The 18,609-nt window shown below is 65.9% G+C and carries 19 protein-coding genes; 11 read left to right on the forward strand and 8 right to left on the reverse strand.

The annotated features are described in order from the left end of the window. Positions 1–109: 109 nt before the first annotated feature. Entirely contained in the window at positions 110–1,339 is a 1,230-nt protein-coding gene (locus O1Q03_RS08275) for an NAD(P)/FAD-dependent oxidoreductase (RefSeq protein WP_269502712.1), read from the reverse strand. A 230-nt stretch (positions 1,340–1,569) separates the two neighbouring features. On the opposite strand from O1Q03_RS08275, the gene O1Q03_RS08280 reads away from it, so the two are divergent. Beyond that, entirely contained in the window at positions 1,570–2,982 is a 1,413-nt protein-coding gene (locus O1Q03_RS08280; RefSeq protein WP_269502713.1) for an aminotransferase-like domain-containing protein, read from the forward strand. A gap of 54 nt (positions 2,983–3,036) precedes the next feature. On the opposite strand, the gene O1Q03_RS40140 is transcribed toward O1Q03_RS08280, so the two are convergent. Next, the gene (locus O1Q03_RS40140) at positions 3,037–3,153 is read right to left on the reverse strand and encodes a DUF1329 domain-containing protein (RefSeq protein WP_442865769.1); all 117 of its coding nucleotides are present in this window, start codon (positions 3,151–3,153) and stop codon (positions 3,037–3,039) included. A 235-nt stretch (positions 3,154–3,388) separates the two neighbouring features. On the opposite strand from O1Q03_RS40140, the gene O1Q03_RS08285 reads away from it, so the two are divergent. From O1Q03_RS08285 to O1Q03_RS08305, 5 genes are read left to right on the forward strand one after another with little or no spacing between them, the layout of a single operon-like run. Further along, on the forward strand, positions 3,389–3,748 hold the full coding sequence (locus O1Q03_RS08285; protein ID WP_269502714.1) for a COG4315 family predicted lipoprotein: 360 nt from the start codon (positions 3,389–3,391) through the stop codon (positions 3,746–3,748). A gap of 59 nt (positions 3,749–3,807) precedes the next feature. After that, positions 3,808–4,323 (forward strand): sigma-70 family RNA polymerase sigma factor, encoded by a 516-nt coding sequence (locus tag O1Q03_RS08290; protein ID WP_269502715.1) that lies wholly within the window; start codon positions 3,808–3,810, stop codon positions 4,321–4,323. Then, positions 4,320–5,108, forward strand: coding sequence for an anti-sigma factor family protein (locus O1Q03_RS08295; protein ID WP_269502716.1), 789 nt, complete (start codon positions 4,320–4,322; stop codon positions 5,106–5,108). Before O1Q03_RS08290 ends, O1Q03_RS08295 begins: the two co-directional genes overlap by 4 nt. 53 nt (positions 5,109–5,161) lie before the next feature. Further along, positions 5,162–5,575 (forward strand): quinol oxidase, encoded by a 414-nt coding sequence (locus O1Q03_RS08300; protein WP_269502878.1) that lies wholly within the window; start codon positions 5,162–5,164, stop codon positions 5,573–5,575. Continuing rightward, positions 5,572–6,204, forward strand: coding sequence for a LolA family protein (locus tag O1Q03_RS08305; protein WP_269502718.1), 633 nt, complete (start codon positions 5,572–5,574; stop codon positions 6,202–6,204). Before O1Q03_RS08300 ends, O1Q03_RS08305 begins: the two co-directional genes overlap by 4 nt. Positions 6,205–6,285: 81 nt before the next feature. Here O1Q03_RS08305 and O1Q03_RS08310 read toward each other — a convergent pair whose 3' ends face one another. Next, complete coding sequence (locus O1Q03_RS08310; protein WP_269502719.1) at positions 6,286–6,789, reverse strand: ferric reductase-like transmembrane domain-containing protein; 504 nt, start codon at positions 6,787–6,789, stop codon at positions 6,286–6,288. Between the two features lie 165 nt (positions 6,790–6,954). After that, a complete protein-coding gene (locus tag O1Q03_RS08315) occupies positions 6,955–8,652 on the reverse strand; it encodes an adenylate/guanylate cyclase domain-containing protein (protein ID WP_269502721.1) in 1,698 nt (565 codons plus the stop codon). Between the two features lie 588 nt (positions 8,653–9,240). Here O1Q03_RS08315 and O1Q03_RS08320 point away from each other — a divergent pair. Then, entirely contained in the window at positions 9,241–9,978 is a 738-nt protein-coding gene (locus O1Q03_RS08320) for a hypothetical protein (RefSeq protein WP_269502880.1), read from the forward strand. Positions 9,979–10,086: 108 nt separating this feature from the next. On the opposite strand, the gene O1Q03_RS08325 is transcribed toward O1Q03_RS08320, so the two are convergent. Continuing rightward, positions 10,087–11,100: a hypothetical protein gene (locus O1Q03_RS08325; RefSeq protein ID WP_269502723.1), complete on the reverse strand. Its 1,014-nt coding sequence runs from the start codon at positions 11,098–11,100 to the stop codon at positions 10,087–10,089. 360 nt (positions 11,101–11,460) lie between these two features. Between O1Q03_RS08325 and O1Q03_RS08330 the strand changes: the two genes are divergently transcribed. The 3 genes from O1Q03_RS08330 (at position 11,461) to O1Q03_RS08340 (ending at position 12,663) form a co-directional block, all read left to right on the forward strand. Next, positions 11,461–11,661 (forward strand): type II toxin-antitoxin system VapB family antitoxin, encoded by a 201-nt coding sequence (locus tag O1Q03_RS08330; RefSeq protein ID WP_269502724.1) that lies wholly within the window; start codon positions 11,461–11,463, stop codon positions 11,659–11,661. Positions 11,662–11,663: 2 nt separating this feature from the next. Further along, positions 11,664–12,047, forward strand: a complete 384-nt coding sequence (locus tag O1Q03_RS08335; protein ID WP_269502726.1) for a type II toxin-antitoxin system VapC family toxin — start codon at positions 11,664–11,666, stop codon at positions 12,045–12,047. 301 nt (positions 12,048–12,348) lie between these two features. Continuing rightward, a complete protein-coding gene (locus O1Q03_RS08340; protein ID WP_269502728.1) occupies positions 12,349–12,663 on the forward strand; it encodes a helicase in 315 nt (104 codons plus the stop codon). Positions 12,664–12,728: 65 nt separating this feature from the next. Here the strand turns inward: O1Q03_RS08340 and O1Q03_RS08345 are convergent, their stop codons facing one another. The 3 genes from O1Q03_RS08345 to O1Q03_RS08355 all read right to left on the reverse strand — a co-directional run bounded on the left by O1Q03_RS08345 (position 12,729) and on the right by O1Q03_RS08355 (position 17,756). Next, positions 12,729–14,657, reverse strand: coding sequence for a serine hydrolase domain-containing protein (locus tag O1Q03_RS08345; protein WP_269502730.1), 1,929 nt, complete (start codon positions 14,655–14,657; stop codon positions 12,729–12,731). Between the two features lie 9 nt (positions 14,658–14,666). After that, positions 14,667–15,548: a sterol desaturase family protein gene (locus O1Q03_RS08350; RefSeq protein ID WP_269502731.1), complete on the reverse strand. Its 882-nt coding sequence runs from the start codon at positions 15,546–15,548 to the stop codon at positions 14,667–14,669. Between the two features lie 438 nt (positions 15,549–15,986). Beyond that, on the reverse strand, positions 15,987–17,756 hold the full coding sequence (locus tag O1Q03_RS08355) for a hybrid sensor histidine kinase/response regulator (RefSeq protein WP_269502732.1): 1,770 nt from the start codon (positions 17,754–17,756) through the stop codon (positions 15,987–15,989). Between the two features lie 139 nt (positions 17,757–17,895). On the opposite strand from O1Q03_RS08355, the gene O1Q03_RS08360 reads away from it, so the two are divergent. Then, complete coding sequence (locus tag O1Q03_RS08360) at positions 17,896–18,555, forward strand: response regulator (RefSeq protein ID WP_269502733.1); 660 nt, start codon at positions 17,896–17,898, stop codon at positions 18,553–18,555. Positions 18,556–18,609: the final 54 nt, after the last annotated feature.

The following is an 18,609-nucleotide window of genomic DNA, read 5'->3' on the forward strand; positions in this document are numbered from 1 at the left end:
TGCCTCCTTGCAGTGGTTGAAGTCGCGTTCATGTTTGTTGTTCCGGCCGCTTCGATTCGCGACCCGTCGAAGCCGTATCCACGGTCGTGCGCCGTCCGATCGCGGCGCGTCAGAAACGCGTGGCGCGATAGTCGGCCAGATCGACCGGCGGCGCGCGCTGCGCGACGAGGTCCGCGACGATCCTGCCGGTAATGCCCGCCAGCGTCACGCCGAGGTGCTGATGGCCGAACGCGTAGATCACGCGCTCGCTGCGCCGCGAGCGGCCGAGCACGGGCACACCGTCCGGCAGCGTCGGCCGGAAGCCGAGCCAGCTACGCGTCGGCGCGCCGAGCGTCGGCAGCGCCTCGCGGGCCGAGCGCGTGAGCAGATCGATGAGCGCGCAGTTCTCGCCAGCGTCGAAGCCGCCCAGTTCGACCGTGCCGGCCGCGCGCAGCCCTTCGTCGAGCGGCGTCATGTAGAAGCCACGCTCCGCCCAGCCGACCGGTCGCGTGACGATGTGCTCGCGCTCGGCGAACTGGACGTGGTAGCCGCGCTCGGTATCGAGCGGCACGCGATCGCCGCACGCCGCCGCGAATGCCCGTGACTGCGCGCCCGCCGCGACCACGACGTGATCGAACGCGCGCGCCGCGCCGCCGGCCACCAGCCGCACGCCGGCGTCGGCGGGCTCGATCCGCTCGACTCGCGCACGTTCGAGCGTTGCACCGCCCCCGGCCAGATGCGCGAACAGCTCGCCGAGAAACCCGTGCGGATCGGAAAAATGCCAGCTGCCGTTGAACAGCACGCCACGCTCGAAAATCGGCGCGAGCGCCGGCTCGAGACGGCGGATCGCGGCCGCGTCGAGCGTCTCGAACGCGACGCCAAACCGGCGCCGCAGCGCGAGCGACGGCTGCGCGGCATCGAACGACGCCTGCCGTGCGTACAGGTACAGGCATTCGCGCGGCCGCACGAACGCCGCCAGCCGCGACGTGCCGACGAGCGGCGCATAGCCGTCCGCGGCGCGCGACAGCAGCGCGGCCAGCGCACTCGCGCTGCGCACATGGCGGACGGGCGTCGACGCGATCAGGAACCGGACCAGCCACGGCGCGCCGGCCAGCAGGTACGGCCAGCGGATCCGCAGCGGGCTGTCGGGCGCGAACAGGAAGTGCGGCATGTCGCGGAACACGGACGGCCCGTTCACGGGCACACACCCGTACGGCGCGAACGTCGCGGCATTGCCGAACGACGCACCTTGCCCGACGCCATCCGGATCGAACAACGTCACGCGGTGCCCGTCGCGCTGCAGCCACGTCGCCGCGCCGAGCCCGATGAAACCCGCACCCACGATGGCGACGTTCGCCATGACGCATCCCTCCGAAGCACAGCATTCACACAAAGATGGGACTAAGAATCACACAAGAATTTTTTGTGTGCAATCAAAAATCGATTGTGTGGCGTCGGTGTATACCCGCTTTCATGCCGATGATTTGGCAGACTATTCGGTGATCGCTTGTCGTCGCAGGAATGTCGGTTAAAATCGCAAGGCAGGCAAAAATGGCAGACAAACGTTTTTTGTGTGGTCACGGGCAATACATGGCATCAGACAAACTTTCCGACGTGCGCGGCAACGCCGCCCCGGCGCAGGCGAAGCGCGCGACCTACGTCGAGGTCTCGAGCTCGATCGAAGCGGAAATCCGCAACGGCACCTACCCGCCAGGCAGCCGCCTGCCGCCTCAGCGTCAGCTGGCGACCGAGCTCGGCATCAACGTGTCGACCGTATCGCGGGCGTACAAGGAGCTGCAGCTCCGCGGCCTCGTGATCGGCAGCAAGCGCCGCGGGTCGCTCGTCACCGGCGGCGCGATGCCGAGCGTCGAGCCGGCCCGTGCGTCGCTCGCGGCGGGCAACGGCGTGATCGACCTGACCGTGAACCGGCCGGCCACCGGCGAATTCCTCGCGAGTCTCGCGCAGACGCTCGGCACGCTGCCGAACGATCCGCGCTTCGCAACGCTGCAGGAATACCAGCCGCCGCAAGGTCCGGACTGGGCGCGCGCGGCCGGCGCGCAATGGCTCGCCGCGCCGGGCTTCACGCCATCCCACGACCAGGTGGTCGTCACGAGCGGCGCGCAGCATGGTCTCTACGCGGTACTGAACAGTCTGATCGGCACCGACGGCGTAATCGTCGCGGACCGGCTCACGTATTACGGGCTGAAGGCGCTCGCGCCCGTGTTCCAGTTCGAGATCGTCAGCGCTCCGGCCGACGACGACGGCCTCCTGCCCGACGAAATCGAGCGGATCTGCCAGCGAATGCCCGTCAAGGCGATCTTCGTCGTGCCGAACCTGCAGAACCCGACCGTGACGACGATGAGCCTCGCGCGGCGCATGGCGCTCGTCGACGTCGCGCGCCGTCACCACGTGACGATCATCGAGGACGACGTATACGGCCCGCTCGTACGCGACCGGTTGCCGACGCTCGCGGGGCTGTGTCCGGAGCTGACGTTCCATATCGGCGCAACATCGAAGATTCTCGCGCCGGGCCTGCGTCTCGGTTATCTGTGCTGCCCGAAGGATAGTGTCGCGCTGGCTGCGGAAGCCGTGCGGACGACCGCATGGATGCCCGCGCCGCTGTCGATGCTGATCGCAACCGTATGGATCGAGAACGGCATCGCCGATCGGATCATGAATGCGCAACTGGCGGAAATCCGCGCGCGCGTGGACCTCGCGCGCGAGCTGCTGCCGGCCGGTCAATTGAAATCGGACCCGGCATGCATGTTCGTGTGGCTGCGGCTGCCGCCGCCGTGGCGGGCCGACGATTTCGCGTCGAACGCGAAGGCGCGCGGTGTGATCGTGATGCCGTCGTCGACGTTCGCGGTCGATCGCGCGGAGCTCGAGCACGGCGTGCGCATCAATCTCGCGTGCGCGTCGACGCGCGACGAACTCGTGAACGGGATGCGGATACTCGCCGGAACCCTGAAGGACCGCCCGCGCGCGCTGTTCGGATCGATCTGACGCGTGCAAGCGGCAACGAGCGGGCCGGGCGCACATTGTCTTCTCGGCGACTAGTTATCGGTCGAGCCCCCCGAAGAATCCGGAGATTTCGTCGAAATTGACGGCGCTGCCATCTGCGGCGACGGCAGTGTCGTACGCGAACTCGGGAGCGAGCCGCGTGCGGCGCGTGATGTCATGCCGCGTTTTCTTTCAAGATTCGCGATTTTCATTCATCTGAAGAATGACAGCTTTTGAAGCCGCCCGCGCGCCAGGCGGGCGCGACATGGAATAACCGGGCGGCCCGTCCGTTTACATACCGAGTCGCGGCGCAACCGGACGGCAGGATAATGACCATGACGAAGTCGACCATCCCGTCGGGCAACCCGGTGCCGCGATGCCATGCGATGCCACGCCAAGGAGAACGGGAATGAAGACGATGCTGTTAGCCGTCGCGCTGACCGCCGCGATCGCGCGGCCGGCCGCCGCCGAGCCGCCGCAGGTCGGCGATGGGAAGCTGGTCGACGAAGATCACATGACGCTGTACGTGTTCGATCACGACGCACCGGGCAAAAGCACCTGCAGCGGCACGTGCGCGGCGAACTGGCCGCCGGCGCTCGCCGACGGATACGACAAGGCGTCGGGTGCGCTGAGCGTCGTCGCGCGCGACGACGGCAAGAAGCAATGGGCGTATCACGGCCGCCCGCTGTATCGCTGGAAAATGGACCACAAGGCCGGCGACACGGGCGGCGACGGGATCGGCGGCATGTGGCACGTCGCGCGTCCCTGATCGACGGACGGATCGACGGACTGACGGATCGACGGCGCGACGCCGCGCGAGGTATCCGGATGAGCTACGAATCGGATCTGCTGGTGTGGCTGCCGCATCTCACGCGGTATGCGCGCGCGCTGACGGGCGACCGGGCCTGGGCCGACGATCTCGTGCAGGACACGCTCGAGCGCGCGCTGAGCCGGCCGCCGCGCGACGGCGGCAATCTGCGCGCATGGCTGCTGACGCTGCTGCGGCACCGTTTCATCGACCAGTTGCGCGCGCGGCACGAGATCGCGGTCGATGACGCGACCGCGCCGTGGCAGTCGATGGCCGCGCCGAGCGACGAGATCGACGGCCTGGTGCTGCGCGACGTGCAGCGCGCGCTGTACCGGTTGCCGGTCGAGCAGCGCGAGGTGCTCCTGCTGGTCGCGCTCGAGGAGTTGAGTTACCGCGATGCCGCACAAGTGCTCGGCGTGCCGATAGGTACGGTGATGTCGCGGCTGTCGCGGGCGCGAGAACAGATGCGCGAGCTACTGTCCGGCCAGCCGCCGGCGCACGGCGCGGCTGCGTTACGGGTGATCGGGAAGACATGATGGACGATCCGCACAAACCTTCGAACGATCGGGATGACGACGCCGATGCCTCGGCCCAGCTGCTGTCGGCGCTGCTCGACGGCGAGCTGTCCGAGGACGAACGCCGCGAGGTGCTCGCACGGCTGGAGTCCGATCCGCGTGAAGCCGAGCGATACGCGCATTACCGCGCGCAGCGCGCTGCGCTGCAAGCGCTGTTTCCGCTGCCCGCCGCCGCGTCTGCGCTGTTCGTGCAGCGGCGTGCGCCGCGCCGGCGCGTGGTCGCGTATGCGTTCGCGGGGCTGGCTGCCGGCGTCGTGCTCGGCATCGCGCTGCATGCGGGCTGGACGGTGTTCAGCGTCGAACCGGCGTTCGCCGCGCGCGCGGATGTCGCGTATGCGGTGTATGCGGCCGATCGCGATCATCCGGTCGAAATCGACGCGCGCGATCCGGCGCGCCTGGCCGGATGGCTGTCCGCGCGTCTCGGCCGGCCCGTGCGCACGCCGTCGCTTGACGAATACGGCTACGCGCTCATCGGCGGCCGGCTGCTCCCCGGCGACGCGGGGCCGGCCGCGCAACTGATGTACCAGCGTGCGGACGGCGCGCGCGTGACGCTGTACATGACAGCCTACGACACGCGGCACTTGTCGCCGCACGCGATGTCGGCGGATGGCCGTCGTACCTATTTCTGGTCGGATCGAGGGATGGGCTTTGCGCTGTCAGGGCGCGGCGACGAACCGCGACTGCGCGAACTCGCAATCGACGTGTGCGGCGCGCTCGGCGGGTCGACCGACGCATGGAAGGGATGACGCACGCGGCATCGGGATCGGCATCGGCATCGGCAAGGAGCTGGGAGCACGACATGAACGCGAAGGCGGCGATGGTAATGATGGCGCTGATGGCAGGCGCCGGGTTCGCGCGGGCGGATGGCGATGCACCGGTGCGCGTGCCGGTCGACGCCGACGGCGTGCAGCGGGTGACGATCGTCGGCGGCAGCTATTTCTTTCGGCCGAATCACGTGATCGTCCGCGCGCATGCGCCGGTCGAGCTGACCGTATCGGCCGAACCGGGCGTCGTGCCGCACAGTTTCGAGATCGACGCGCCGCAGGCCGGCATCGCGGTGCACACCGAACTGGCCACGACGCCGCGCACGTTCCGTTTCACGCCGACGGCGCCCGGCCGCTTCGCCTACTATTGCACGCATCGGCTGCTGTTCCTGCGCAGCCATCGCGAGCGCGGCATGGAAGGCGTGCTCGACGTCGAGGCGGCGCCATGATCGCCGCATGGATGGCCGTGAGCCTGATAGGAGCAAGCATGACAGCCGACCCGGTGACCGTTGCGCAGGCACATTTCGATCAGGTGCACTCGTACCGAGCGACGATCCGCTCGTCGGCGCGAAGCGGCGAGCACACGGAATTCCACTATGCGTACCTGAAGCCGGGCTTCGTCCGGATGGATTTCGTGTCGCCGCATCACGGCGCGGTGCTCGCGTACGATCCCGGCGACGGCAAGGTGAGGCTGCGCCCGTTCGGCGAGCATGTGCTGCCTGCGCTGACGCTGTCGCCGTCCAATCCGCTCGTGCGCGACCGCAGCGGCCATCGCGTGGACCGCTCGGACGTCGGCGAACTGCTGCGCAACCTGCATGCGCTGCAGCAGGGCGGCGTGACGGTGACGGAAGGCCAGGAAACCGTCGGCGGGCGGACCGCGCTGCGCGTGTCGGTGACGGGCGCGCCGGCGCACAGCGTCGACGGCGTGCATCGCTACCGGTTGTGGCTGGACGCCGAGGACGGCTTTCCGCTGAAGGTCGTCAGCTTCGCGGATGACGGCAGCGAGCCGCTCGAAACCGTGACGCTCGACGACGTCGAGATCGACGTCGCGTTTCCGGCCCGCTTTTTTTCGCCGTGATCGCGCTGCCGGACCCGATTGCTGCCGGAGGCTGCATGGCGAAGTAGCGCTCGAGACTCGGGGTCTGCGGAATCTCTGACCTCACGCTGCGAACCGATCGGACATCCGCACCAACATCGCGGCGACCATAAGCACGCCTGGTACGAGATAAGCGGCATCGTGGTGGGCGCGAGTAAGGAACGACAACGCGAAAATGACGGCAAGTATCCACACGCCCGTGAAGTGCAGCTTTTTCCAGTTGGCCGGACCGATGACACGCGCCGGCATTGCGAACGATGTGATCGCAAGCAACAGAATCATCAAGTAACCAATGAAACCCGGTATGTTTGTCGCGGGTGTGCGCCCTGCCCAAAACGCTTCCGGCGCTGTCCTGACGTAGATGACGAGTGCGATCGCATGGAAAAGATGCGAAGCGGCGAAGGACAATCCTACATAGCGCCGCTCCTTCATCAGTGACCGCGTTAGCACCGCCGGCAAGTGCTTCGCAAGCGAGGGAGACAGAAACACAACCAGGAACAGAACAAAGGAAGTGCGAGCCGTTGCACGTATCGCATATTGGAGCGATTCCACGCGGTCAGGGGCCAATGCGCAACTCGTCAGGGCAAATAGCGCGACGATTACGGTTAGCAGACCAAATAGTTGGCGGTCTCCTTGGCTTTCCAAAGCTGTGGTGACACTTGACGGCTTGCTTCTCGATCCATCATCGCCGCCATCCCAAGACGGCGGCGCACATGGGTGCGGCGGGCGTTGTCAGGCCCGGGGCATCTGCGCCGCCCTGGACAGTACACGGACGGGCTCCGGGTCATCGCGACCTCGCAGGCGTGCGGCAAGCTGCGGCAAGCCTGCGGCTGAAACGCCGGCATGCCGGAAGACTTGTTCCGAGACGATCGCCTCGCAAGCGATCTCCTTGGTCAACTGCTCGAGTCTCGACGCCACATTCAACGGGTCGCCGATTGCAGTGAAGGTAACGTGCTCCCGAAAGCCGATCTCACCCATTACCGCCCGCCCACAGTGCAATCCAATGCCAAACCGAATTTTCGTTTGCAGCTGCGGCTCGAGCGTCGCGTTCAGTGCTTCGATATTGGCGGCCACCAGCGGCACCGCGGCGAGCGCCTGACGACAGGCGACGGACGGCTCGCCGTTCAAGCCAAATATCGCGAGCACGGCGTCCCCCAGAAACTGGTTTGGCAGGCCACCGGCCTGGACCACCGCGGCGCTGACAGCACTCAGGAAGCGACCGACGACGAACAGGCTGTCGAACGGCAATTGTGCCGCCGCAAGCTTCGTGGAATCCCGCATATCCACGAACATGAACGCGGCGAAGCGCTCTTGCGGCATGACGTCCCGCTGCCGCCGTTTCAAGAAGCCCGTTGATGCTGCCGGTGGCACCAGCGGCCATACGGACAGATCATGGGACGGCCGCAACTGGCAGGCGAGGCGCACGGTCTGCGAGTCGGCGCCCAGCTGCGCCAGAACGCGCCGCTCCGCCTCGGCAGGCGCGGGCAGCGGCACATCGCTGAGCACGCGCACCCGGCACAACGTGCAGCGGGCCCGGCCACCACAACTGCTGGCATGAGGAACGCCGGCCATGCGGCTAGCCTCGAGCACCGAAAATCCGAGCGGCGCAAATACCTTCCGCCCATCCGGATAGCGCACGCAGAACCGTCCGACCCGGCGCTCCCGCGCCGTGCGCACGAGCCGCGCGGCGACCACCAGCAGTAGCGCCCCGCCATCGAAGAGCAAAAAGTCGTTGCGCAGCTCGGCGAGCCAGCGATTTTGCGATCCCGTTCCGACGAGCGTCGGCCGGGTCGCCGCGGCGCGCCAGACAGGATCTCGCGAGAGCGCGAGCACTTCCCGTCCGCCCTGCAAGAAGCCTAGCAGCGCGAGCACCGGGAGCAGGACGGCAGCGCTCAGCAGGACGCTGCGCCACGCCCCGAACCATGGTTTCAATCGCAACCAGAACCAAATGCCGTAACATCCGTGCAGCCAAGCGACCACCAACAGCATCAGTTGTACGCGGCCGAAGAACGGTGAATCGATCCAGAACGAGTACAGCAACTGCGCGTAACCCTTGTTCAAGCCGAATTCGGCAAATGCGACCCTTGTATTCACAACGTGGTTGACCAGCAGCGGCGGTATGCACAAGCCGAGAACGAGTTGCGCCACCTCACCGGGCGTCCAGTGCAATGAGCGCCGTTCGTACAGCGCCCACAGGCCCAGGAAGAAATGCGTCGCCAACGCGCTGTACAGCACGGCTGTTCCAAGCCATCCCTGCCAGATGAACTTCTGCACGAGCAGATCACGCTCCAGCCATACGAGCGAGATATTCCCCAGCGCGTGATTCAGGAGATGCGTACCCACGTAGGTGAACAACACCAGTCCGGTGATCAGCCGGACGGACCGCACACCCGCCGGCCGGATCCGTTGAAGCCAGGAAAAGTTCGACATGCTCTACTCCCGTGCCTCACGACGAACCCGATCTCGACCTGCTTGCGCTCATGCTGCCGAAACGCATGCTTGCCTTCCGCAATGCAGGCAGCCGCTCGCGCGCCCGGCAGTGTACGGACGAATGGTCGATGGCGACGCTTCGCACGGGCATTGTCTGATCATTCAACGCGCTGCGACGCGACGAATTGGAGGAAGGCGCTGACAACATGATGTCGTCTCGACCGTGGTTCGGGAGGTAGACTGCCGGGATCATCCGATGGGCCTCCGTTGCGGGCTCCAAGAGCCAGACTGCCGCGTCGTCCGTTTTATTCCCCGATCGGAGATCTCGCCGCCGGCGCCCAACAGATCGCCGCCCCTTCACCGCGCTGATGCAACGTGCTTGCGCGTGTCGGAGCGCGGGGCCCCCTCACATTGCCTTGCCCTGCCCGGCGGGCTCGTCGAATCCGGGAATAACCGGCGCGTGCTCACGGTATTGCAAAAAACACGAACCGGGTGACCACTATGGACAACGTCGACATGGCCCGTGCATCGGGTATGAAACAAGGATCGCCCCCGGTGCGCCCACTGCACCGTGAATCGCGAGTTCAGATGCACTCCGTTCTGCGTGGTTTTCAACTCGGATCGGGCGTGGTGCTGCTGACCTATCTCCTGCTCCACCTGATCAATCACGCACTCGGAATCTGGTCACTCGAACTTGCCGGACGCGGTCTCGTATTGGCGTTGCGGCTGTGGCGCAGCGCACCGGGGACGATCGCGCTGTACGGTGCGGCTTCGCTTCATTTCGCGCTGGCGTTGCACACGATATACGGGCGCCGCCACTGGGCACTGCCGCCCGCCGAATGGCTCCGCCTCTGGGCAGGCCTCAGCCTGCCGCTGCTGCTGATCCGCCATGCGGTGACGACCCGACTCGCCTCTTCCCTCTATGGCTTCGAGCCGGATTACGCGCGCGTCGTCACCGTGCTGCTGACCAGCGGCACGCAGGGCCTTCAATTGGCACTGCTCGCGCCCGGCTGGATACACGGATGTCTCGGACTGTGGTTCCGGTTGCGTCATCATCCATTGGCGTGCCGCGCGAAACCCGCGCTGCTGGCGCTCGTCGTCCTGTTGCCACTGCTCTCCGCGGGAGGCTTTATCCGGATGATGCGAGCCGTCGAGGCGAAGGGTGCCATGCTTCTGCACCCCGATCCGAAACTGGTTTCACACCAGCTCGCCCTTGACGCCTGGCGTCACCATCTCGTCACTCTCTACCTGTGCCTGATCATCAGCGCGTTGATCGCAGGCCTGTTGCGCAACCGCCTTGAACGTCGAGGATGGCAGAACATGTGACAAGATCGGGAATATCCGGTGACGCCGCTTCGCGGCATCCAGCGCTTTATCGCGATTAAGTGTTCAACGCTCTCTCGACAGAACGAGCCGGCGCACAAGAACGAGCGCCTAGAAATTGCGCGCCACGCCGACCATGAACATGTCCTGGTCCTTGTCGTTGCGGGTTGCGACACGATTGAAGCGCAAGCTCGCCGCCCAATCGTTCGTAACCTGATAAGTCACTTGCGCGCTGAGCAACGCATTGAGTCGTGTGCTGCCCGACGCATCGTTCCGGTCGCGCGACAGATACGGACCGACACCGGCCGAAAGCGTCCATTTGCTCTGGATCGGCGCGACGTACCAGAATTGCGCGGCCACGCCTCGTCGGCCGGCAACACCGTTGTTGCCTTCGTAGACGAAGCTCCCTGAATAGGCCCACGCATTGCCGAGCGGCCGCTTGACTTCGACCATGTATCCCTTTTCGATCGGCACTTGAGGACGGTTCGTCTGCGACGTCCCGGCCCAAACGCTGACCTGCGTCTTGCCGTCCGAAAACGCCGGGCCGGGATCGCCGCCGAAATCCGAGCCGATGCCGAACAGTACCGCGTCGGAATTGAAGCCGCCGATCATCTGGACGTGGTTGTACTGCACCTTGAGGAAGAAGCGCTTGGGAACGACGTAATACCGCACCGCTGCCGACGCACGCACGCCCCAGCGCTTGTCATTGCGTGGCTGGTCGTCGACATGGGTCGTGTCCATGCTGAAATACGGGCCCGCCGAAAATTCGAGCGCCAGACGACTGCCGACCGGCCAACGAAACGAACCCAGGGCGGCAAAACCGTCGCGGTGGTGATCCAGCGGATGCCCCTCGTTCATGTACGCGAGGTAGACCGACAGGTAATCGTTCAAGACGTCACCGAAGCCGACTTCGTACGCCCGCCAATGCATGTCGCCACCCTCGGTCGCGCGGCCGTCGCCAAACACCGCGTAGACGTTGAGCGTTCTCTCCGATGGTTTGAGCCCGCTCGCTGAACTCGAAGGACCATCGTCGGCGTACGCGTGTACCGGGCACGCCAGCATTGTCAGACCGGCGATCGAGCTTGCGACGACGAAGCGCGAACAGATGCGACGGCACGCTGCCATTTGGACACCCCCTCACCTTGGTAACCGCGATTTTTTGGAAAATTTGATAGCGATTATAGGCGGCGTCCGGTCAGGCGACTACGTGCATCGCATGCCGACATCGTCCGGGGTCACCGCGGTCGCGACCAGGGGTCGCGCGCGAATCACGCATGATCGACTGGGTCGCGGTGAGCATACCGATTGCGCTTCGCTGCGAACAGTCCCGCTGCCGGATAGTTTCCTCGTTGAAGTGGCAACCGACAATTCAGAACTCACGCGAGTGTGCGCGTTCGTGATTACGCGGCCGCTCGGCGCATCCGAGGCTCTTCTGTCGCCTGAATGATGCTAAAACTGATGCAATACCGCATCAAAGGAGGCATCATGCGTACCACCGTCACCGTCGATGACGCTCTCTATGCTCGCGCGCTCGAACTCGCCGAGCCCGGCATGCCGCCGGCCGACCTCTTCCGGGCCGCCCTGGAAACGTTCGTGCGTGTCCAGGCCGGCCAGCGCTTGGCCGCGCCGGGTGGTCGCGCGCCCGACATGCCGGATGTGCCGCGCCGCAACCCGCAGGGTAGCTAACGATGAGTGTGCTGGTCGACACGTCCGTGTGGGTCGAACATTTCCGGCGCCCGCTACCGGCTCTAATCCAGGTGCTGCGCGTCGACACCGTTCTGACGCATCCTCTGGTGATACTCGAGCTCGCGTGCGGGGCCCCACCGGAACCGCGGGCCCGAACCCTGGGAGATCTCGCGCTATTGCGCCAAACGCGCCTTGCGACGCCAGCAGAAGTAGCGGACTGGATCGAGCGAGAGCGGCTGTATGGGCGTGGGCGCGGTGCGGTGGACTGCACGCTGCTTGCGTCGGTGTGGTTGACCCCGAGCACCTGGCTCTGGACGCGCGATCGGCGACTCGCGCGGTTAGCGGAACAATTCGGGGCGCTCTACGTACCGCCTGATCTGCATTGAGCGAAGCCCGTGACCTGTTCCAACTCACGTTCGGTAGTTTCAAGCAGATGGATGGGAACTCGTGCATGCGCTGGCGATACTATCGATCAGCCACGTCGGCCCCGCGAATGAAATCCTGCATCTTCGGATTCCGCAATCCAACGTCGGCAAGATAACGCTTGGAGCGCGGCGGCGGCCCGCCTTGTCAGAAATCGCCCGCCAGCAGACTGCCTCGCGGCGACTGCGCCCGTCGCACGACATGATCTTTTCGGCGAATCCTCGCGCGGCGTTAGAATAGCGCCCCTTCTCACAGGAGACGAAAATGTCCTGGTTCGTTTACGAAGTGCCTGAATACCACGAAGACGCTGCGCGCATCGAGCCCTTCAGCGAGCTGCGTAGCCGCGTGCTGAAACTCAGCGGCCAGGCCATGGCCGACGAACTGGAAAGCGTTCGCGAGAACGCCGCGGCGACCGCGGACACGCCCGAGCGGCCGCTGCGTACGCCGGAAAATCCGCATGTCTTTCCGATTCCTTACGCCGACTCGATGATTCTGGTCGGGTTCATCTTCGATCTGAAACGCGAATTCCGGCAACTGGTCGTATCACCCGTGGAAATGCCCTGGCTGAAAGACGCGTAAAAGGTGGGCCAGGACATACCCCGGCAATTCACTCCGTTCCCCGAACGAACCGATCATCGTGCGCCTCACACCGGAACTCGTGCGCGCTGGCACTGCCATCCGGACGCCGCCATCGTCTCGACCTCGTTCACATTCGACATGCTGATCTCGAACAGGTCACGCCCTGGCATGACCGGTATCTGGACGGCCATCCCGCAGCGGTCGTCGGCGAGCGGCTTCAGCAGCTGGTAGTTGGTATGCGCGCCGCCGCTGGTGCTGTAGGCGAACACGACATAGCCGGACGACGCACCGAGCGTACCGAGCGACACGCGCAGCAGGCCGCCGGCGAACACCGACTGAGCGGATTCGTTGATCACGTTCCACGACGTATTCACACGCGCCTGCCATGCGGGCGCGAGCGCCGGCAACGCGGGCAGCTGCTGCGCCCACGGCGTGACGCGGAACACATAGCCCGACGGGTCGATGACACGCTTGGTCAGATACCGGTTGCTGACCACATTGCCGGCGTCATCCGTGCCGGGCAGGATATCGAAGCGGTACGACGTCGTATCGCCGTCGCTCCACCACCAGCCGTCGCTGCGGTACACGTACGGCGTGCTGCCGGGGCCGGCGTCGGTCCACGCGGTGCCGTTCCATTGCGTCAGCGCGAAGCTGCCGTCGGCGTTCGCGGCGACCTGCATCGGCGTCGATTCGTTGCCGTAGATGCCGCCGGCCGCCGAGATGTCCGGCGCCTTCGCGGCGGGCGGCGCAGCGCTATTCACCGGCGTGGGCGCGCCGCCGATGCTGCCGTCTTCCCGCAGCGCGCGCAGCAGGATCGCGGGCGCGATGCTGGCCGCGTCGTAGCCCGTGCTGCCGGTGATCATCAGTGCCATTTGCGCGGCCGGCAGCACATAGAAATGACTGGAAAAGAACTGCGTGCCGCCGCTCTTGTACGCACCGGCGGAGCCGGCCGCGCGCAGGATCGGATCGTCCACGTCATCCCAGCCGAGGCCGTACGCATACGAATAGCCGAGCCGGGTCGACTGGATCAGCCATCGGTCGGTCTGGTCGGTCAGCATGTCGGCGATGCCCGCCGCCGATGCGATGCGCTGCCCGCGGAACACGCCGCCGCCGATGAACAGTTGCGCGAGGTTCATCATGTCGAGCGGTGTGGTCGACAGGCCGCCGGTGGCGTAAGGATTCGCGAATTCCTGTCCGTACTGCGTGCCGTTCGTGTACGCCAGCGCAAACTGGCCGCTGACGGGCACGCTGGTCAGAAAGCCCGAGTTCGTCATGTTCAGCGGCGCGAGGATGTTGCGCTGGACGAAGTCGGGGAAGCTCAGCCCGGTCACGGCCGCGACCACCTGCTCGAACAGCGTGAAGCCGTCGTTGCAGTACACCGCGAACTGCCCTGGCACGTGGTTCAGGTGTTCGTTGGCGAGCACCGTCTGCGCGTCGGCCGCATAGCCCGCAATCGGCGCATACGAGAACATGTTGTTGACGTTCTGGCCGGGCAGCCCCGACGCATGCGACAGCAGATGGCGCGACGTGATCTGCGTGTACTGCGGCGACAGCATCGAGAACGACGGCAGGTAGCGCACGATCGGCGTATCGAGGTCGATCAGCCCGCGATCGTGCAGGATCACGCCGGCCAGCGCGGCGAGCACCTTGGTGACCGAGCCGATGTTGTAGCGCGTCGTCGGCGTGGCGGCCGTGGCCGGGCTGATCACGGCATTGCCGAACGCCTGCGCCCACACCACCTGGCCGTCCTTGAGCAACGCGACGGAGATACTGGCGAGGTTCTGGCGGTTCGCGGCGAGCGCGGCCTGAATCGCCTGCTGGCCGGCCGCAATGGTCGCGCCGTACGTGGGCTGCTGAATGGTGTCGGCTCCGCCGCAGCCGGGCAGCATCGCGGATAGCAATCCCGCTCCGGCGTATTCGAGGAACTGCCGGCGGCCGGCACTCGCCGGTGCGGCGCCGCGGCGCGGGTCGGGTAGATCGTGTGGATGGGCCATATCGCCTTCTCAGGAAACCTGCTGTGCGGCACGGCGCGCGTCGCGCGTCGTCAGGGAACTGCCGTCCGGGCTCCAGCCCGGCGGCCGGATGAGGTAATTGATCGCGACCGGCAGGCTGCCGGCCTTCGCGAGATCGCGCGCGATGTTGCCCCACTCGTAAAACGCGATCCTGAACGGGTTGTCGGTGCCGATGCTCGACGTCAGGCCGTAGTGCGGCGTGAAGCGCTCGGGCGTGTACGACCGGAACAGCCGGTCCCAGATCATCGTGGTGCCGGCGTAGTTGGTATCGAGGTAGTCGAAATCGCTGCCGTGATGGACGCGATGCTGCGACGGCGTGTTCAGCAGCGCCTCGAACCAGCGCGGCATCTTGCCGATCGCTTCAGTGTGAATCCAGAACTGGTAGATCAGGCTCACCGACTGCATGAACAGGATCATCTTCGGATGGAACCCGACCCACGGCATCCACGCCCAGAACAGGAAGGCTCCGGTGATCGTGCCCGTCCAGGTCTGGCGCAGCGACACCGACAGGTTGTATCGCTCGGACGAATGGTGGACCGAATGCGATGCCCAGAACCAGCGCACCTCGTGGCTCAGGCGGTGGAACCAGTAATAGCTGAAGTCGTCGGCGAAGAAGCACAGCACCCACGCCCACCAGACGTTCGTCGGGATCGTGAAGATCCGGTGCGCGTACACCCAGCTCAGCACGGCCAGCACCAGCCCGCCGGTCAGCACGCTGGCGACGAACGCGCCGAACGCGAGCGCGAGGTTCGCCAGCGTGTCGCGGGTGCGGTACAGCGATCGGCCGAGCACCGCCGCGAGCACGAGCTCGACCGCGATCAGCACCGCGAAGGCCGGGAACGCGGCCACCATGATATTGGGCAGATTCTGCATAACCGTTGCGCTCCAGGCCGGCGGGCGACGACGCCGGCCATTGCCGTTCCAGGATTCGACCGCGACCTGCCGGTCGGCTCATGCGCAAGGTGGACACGCTTCAGGGGGCGGCACGGCACCCTGTCGCGTTGCTTTCAGAAGGTACTGCGCCCGGATGGCTCGGCCGCGTCCGGTCCGGCCGGCCCAGTCACGGCGCCCGGCTTGCGGCGACGCGAACGGGCCGGCCGGTTGCCGGCTGGCTCGAACGATGGTTGGTCTCCCCGTTTCTCCAGGCTTTCTTCTACACCCCGCGCGATTGTTGTCGTGACGATTCGCTTTTTTTGTGACGATTACCTGCAGGTCCCAAGGTACTGCACCCGATTCGCACGGGTAAATACCGCATATGCAGTATTCGCGATGTCGACGCCGGCGGTGTCGATGCTCGCAGGGCCGATCGCGTCATGCCATCGCGTCGATCAGCATCTGCATTTCCTGCGGATCGAGCGGCTTGTGCAGCACGCTGAAGCCGCTCGACGACGCGGCATGAATGCCGGCGGGCGACGTGTCGCCGGTCACGATGATGGCCGGTATCTCGCGCCCGGTCGTTCGCAGCACCGCGCGGACGACATCCGCGCCCGTCACGTGCCCCGCCAGCCGGAAATCTGTCACGATCATGTCCAACTCGGCGCGGTGGGACGTCGCCAGCTCGATCGCGCGCTCGATCGACTGCGCGGCGACGACGGCGTGGCCCCACGCGCGCAGCAAGGTCTGCATGCCGGCCAGCACGTCGCGATCGTCGTCGACGACCAGGATGGTCTTGCGCGGGCGCTCCAGGCCGGAGTCCGCCGCTTCGCCCTGCGGGCCCGCGGCCGCGTCGTGCGGCCGCGCAACCGGCATCGCCGGCAGTTGCACGGAGAACACCGAGCCGCGCCCGGCGGTCGAGCGCACCCGCACGCTGGCGCCGATCAGCGCAGCCGTGCGCTGCACGATGGCCAGCCCGAGGCCGAGCCCCTGCTCGCGGTCGCGCGCCGCATTGCCGATCTGGTAAAACTCCCGAAAGATGCTCGACAGCTGATCGGCCTCGATGCCGATGCCGGTGTCGAATACCTGGATGTCGACCGCGGCGCCGCGCGGCCGGCACGCGACCAGAATGCCGCCGGCCGGCGTATAGCGGACCGCGTTCGACAGCACGTTCGACAGGATCGTGTGCAGCAGCACCGCGTCGGTTTCGAGCCAGATCGGCGTCGGGCGGATCCTGAGCGTCAGCCCCTTGGCCGACGCGGCCTGGCGAAACTGGTTGTCGAGCGCATCGAGTTCCTGCTGCAGCGGGAAGCGGCGCGGCCGCGCATCGATCACGCCGGCATCGAGCCGCGAAATGTCGAGCAGGACGTTGAGCAGTTGCGACATCCCTTTCAACGCGGTGCGAAGCCGTTCGGCGATATCGCCGAGTGCCGCGCCGTCGACGCTCGGCGCGCGCGCCATCGCGCGCAGCGTCGCGATGTAGAGGCCGAGCGCATGCGTCGGCTGACGCAGGTCGTGGCTCGCGGCCGCGAGGAATTGCGACTTGCTTCGATTCGCGAGTTCGGCGCGCTCCTTCTCCTCGGTCAGCTGCCGGATCAGCTCGATGTTCTCGAAGCGCAGCGACACCGCGTCGCGCACCGTGCGCTGAAGCGTGCGGCTGAACGCGAGATTGACCGCGAGCAGGAACAGCGACAGGAATCCCAGCACGGAAAACAGCGCGCTGCCATACATGAACGAGCGGATCGCGAACGGCAGCACGGTCGGCAATGCGTACGCGACGTAGGTCGGCCACCACGACGACAGCGACGCCACCGAGCCGCCCGTCATCCCGGCCAGCACGATGCAGATCAGCGCCGTCACGATCGTGTTGTGCGGCGAGAAGAACAGCACGCCCATGGCGCCCCACAGGCAGCCGGACGCGCCGGCGAACACCATGTAGGTGCGGGCGCGGCGCATCACCGTGTCGACGGGATGCCGGCCCGCGCGACGATCCCGCCAGACCACCGCGGTGCGGATCGCGGTCAGCACGCAGATCGCCGCGGCCCATCCGAGCAGCGTGTGCCGCGGCACCTCGTCCCACAGCAGGAAGGTCGTGAGGCTGACCACGGCGATGTTGCCGAACAGGATCGGCGGCGACTGGCGGTACAGCGTATTGACCAGTTCCAGCTGCACGTGGGAACGATGTTCTTGCGCTATCTGCTTTGCCATTTCAAAATCGCGTAGCGAATCGGGTCTGGGCTGGCGTGAAGTCGATCTGGTCCACCGCGTCACGTGTCGCAACGGGGATTGCATCGTATTGTCGCAAAGGAACGCGCTTCCAGGTGACCCAGGAGAAGGCGAAAGAAAAATGAAAAAAATCGTGCTTGCCGAAGACCACGCCATCATTCGCGACGGGCTGAAGCTGCTGCTCAAGACGCGCGCCAACTGGAGCGTCGTCGGCGACACCGGCGACGGCCGGATGGTCGATCAGCTGGTACGCGACACGCAGGCCGACCTGCTGCTGCTCGACCTGGACCTGCCCGGCTTCCCCGGCATCGATCTCGCGAAGCGCATCAAGGCGCAGTCGCCGCAAACCCGGATCCTGGTGATCACCGGCAACCAGAACCCGGCCATGGTCCGCGCGGCGATGGACATCGGCGTCGACGGCTATCTGCTCAAGCACGAAGACGGCGACGAGCTGCTGCACGCGATCTCGCTGGTGCTGTCCGGCATTCGTTACGTCAGCGATGCGCTCGCGCATGTCGTCGAGCGCGCGTGCGACACCGACGCGCAGCCGATCACCGCGCGGGAGAAGGAAATCCTGGTGCTGATCGCCCATGGACACTCGAGCAAGGACATCGCGACCCGGCTGAATCTGAGCGTGCTGACGGTGCGCAAGCATCGGCAGAATCTGATGTCGAAACTGTCGCTGCACAACGTTGCCGAAGTGACCGCGTATGCGATCCGCGACGGTCTGACGGGCGTGCCCGGTTCGGCCGGGTTTCCGGTCGAGGCATCGTTGCGTTGACCGTCATGCGCTGGCCGGGCCCGCATGCGGATCGCGGGCCACGCGGTCGCTGCA

Source organism: Burkholderia sp. IMCC1007 (genome assembly GCF_027257875.1).
Classification (GTDB): Bacteria; Pseudomonadota; Gammaproteobacteria; order Burkholderiales; family Burkholderiaceae; genus Burkholderia.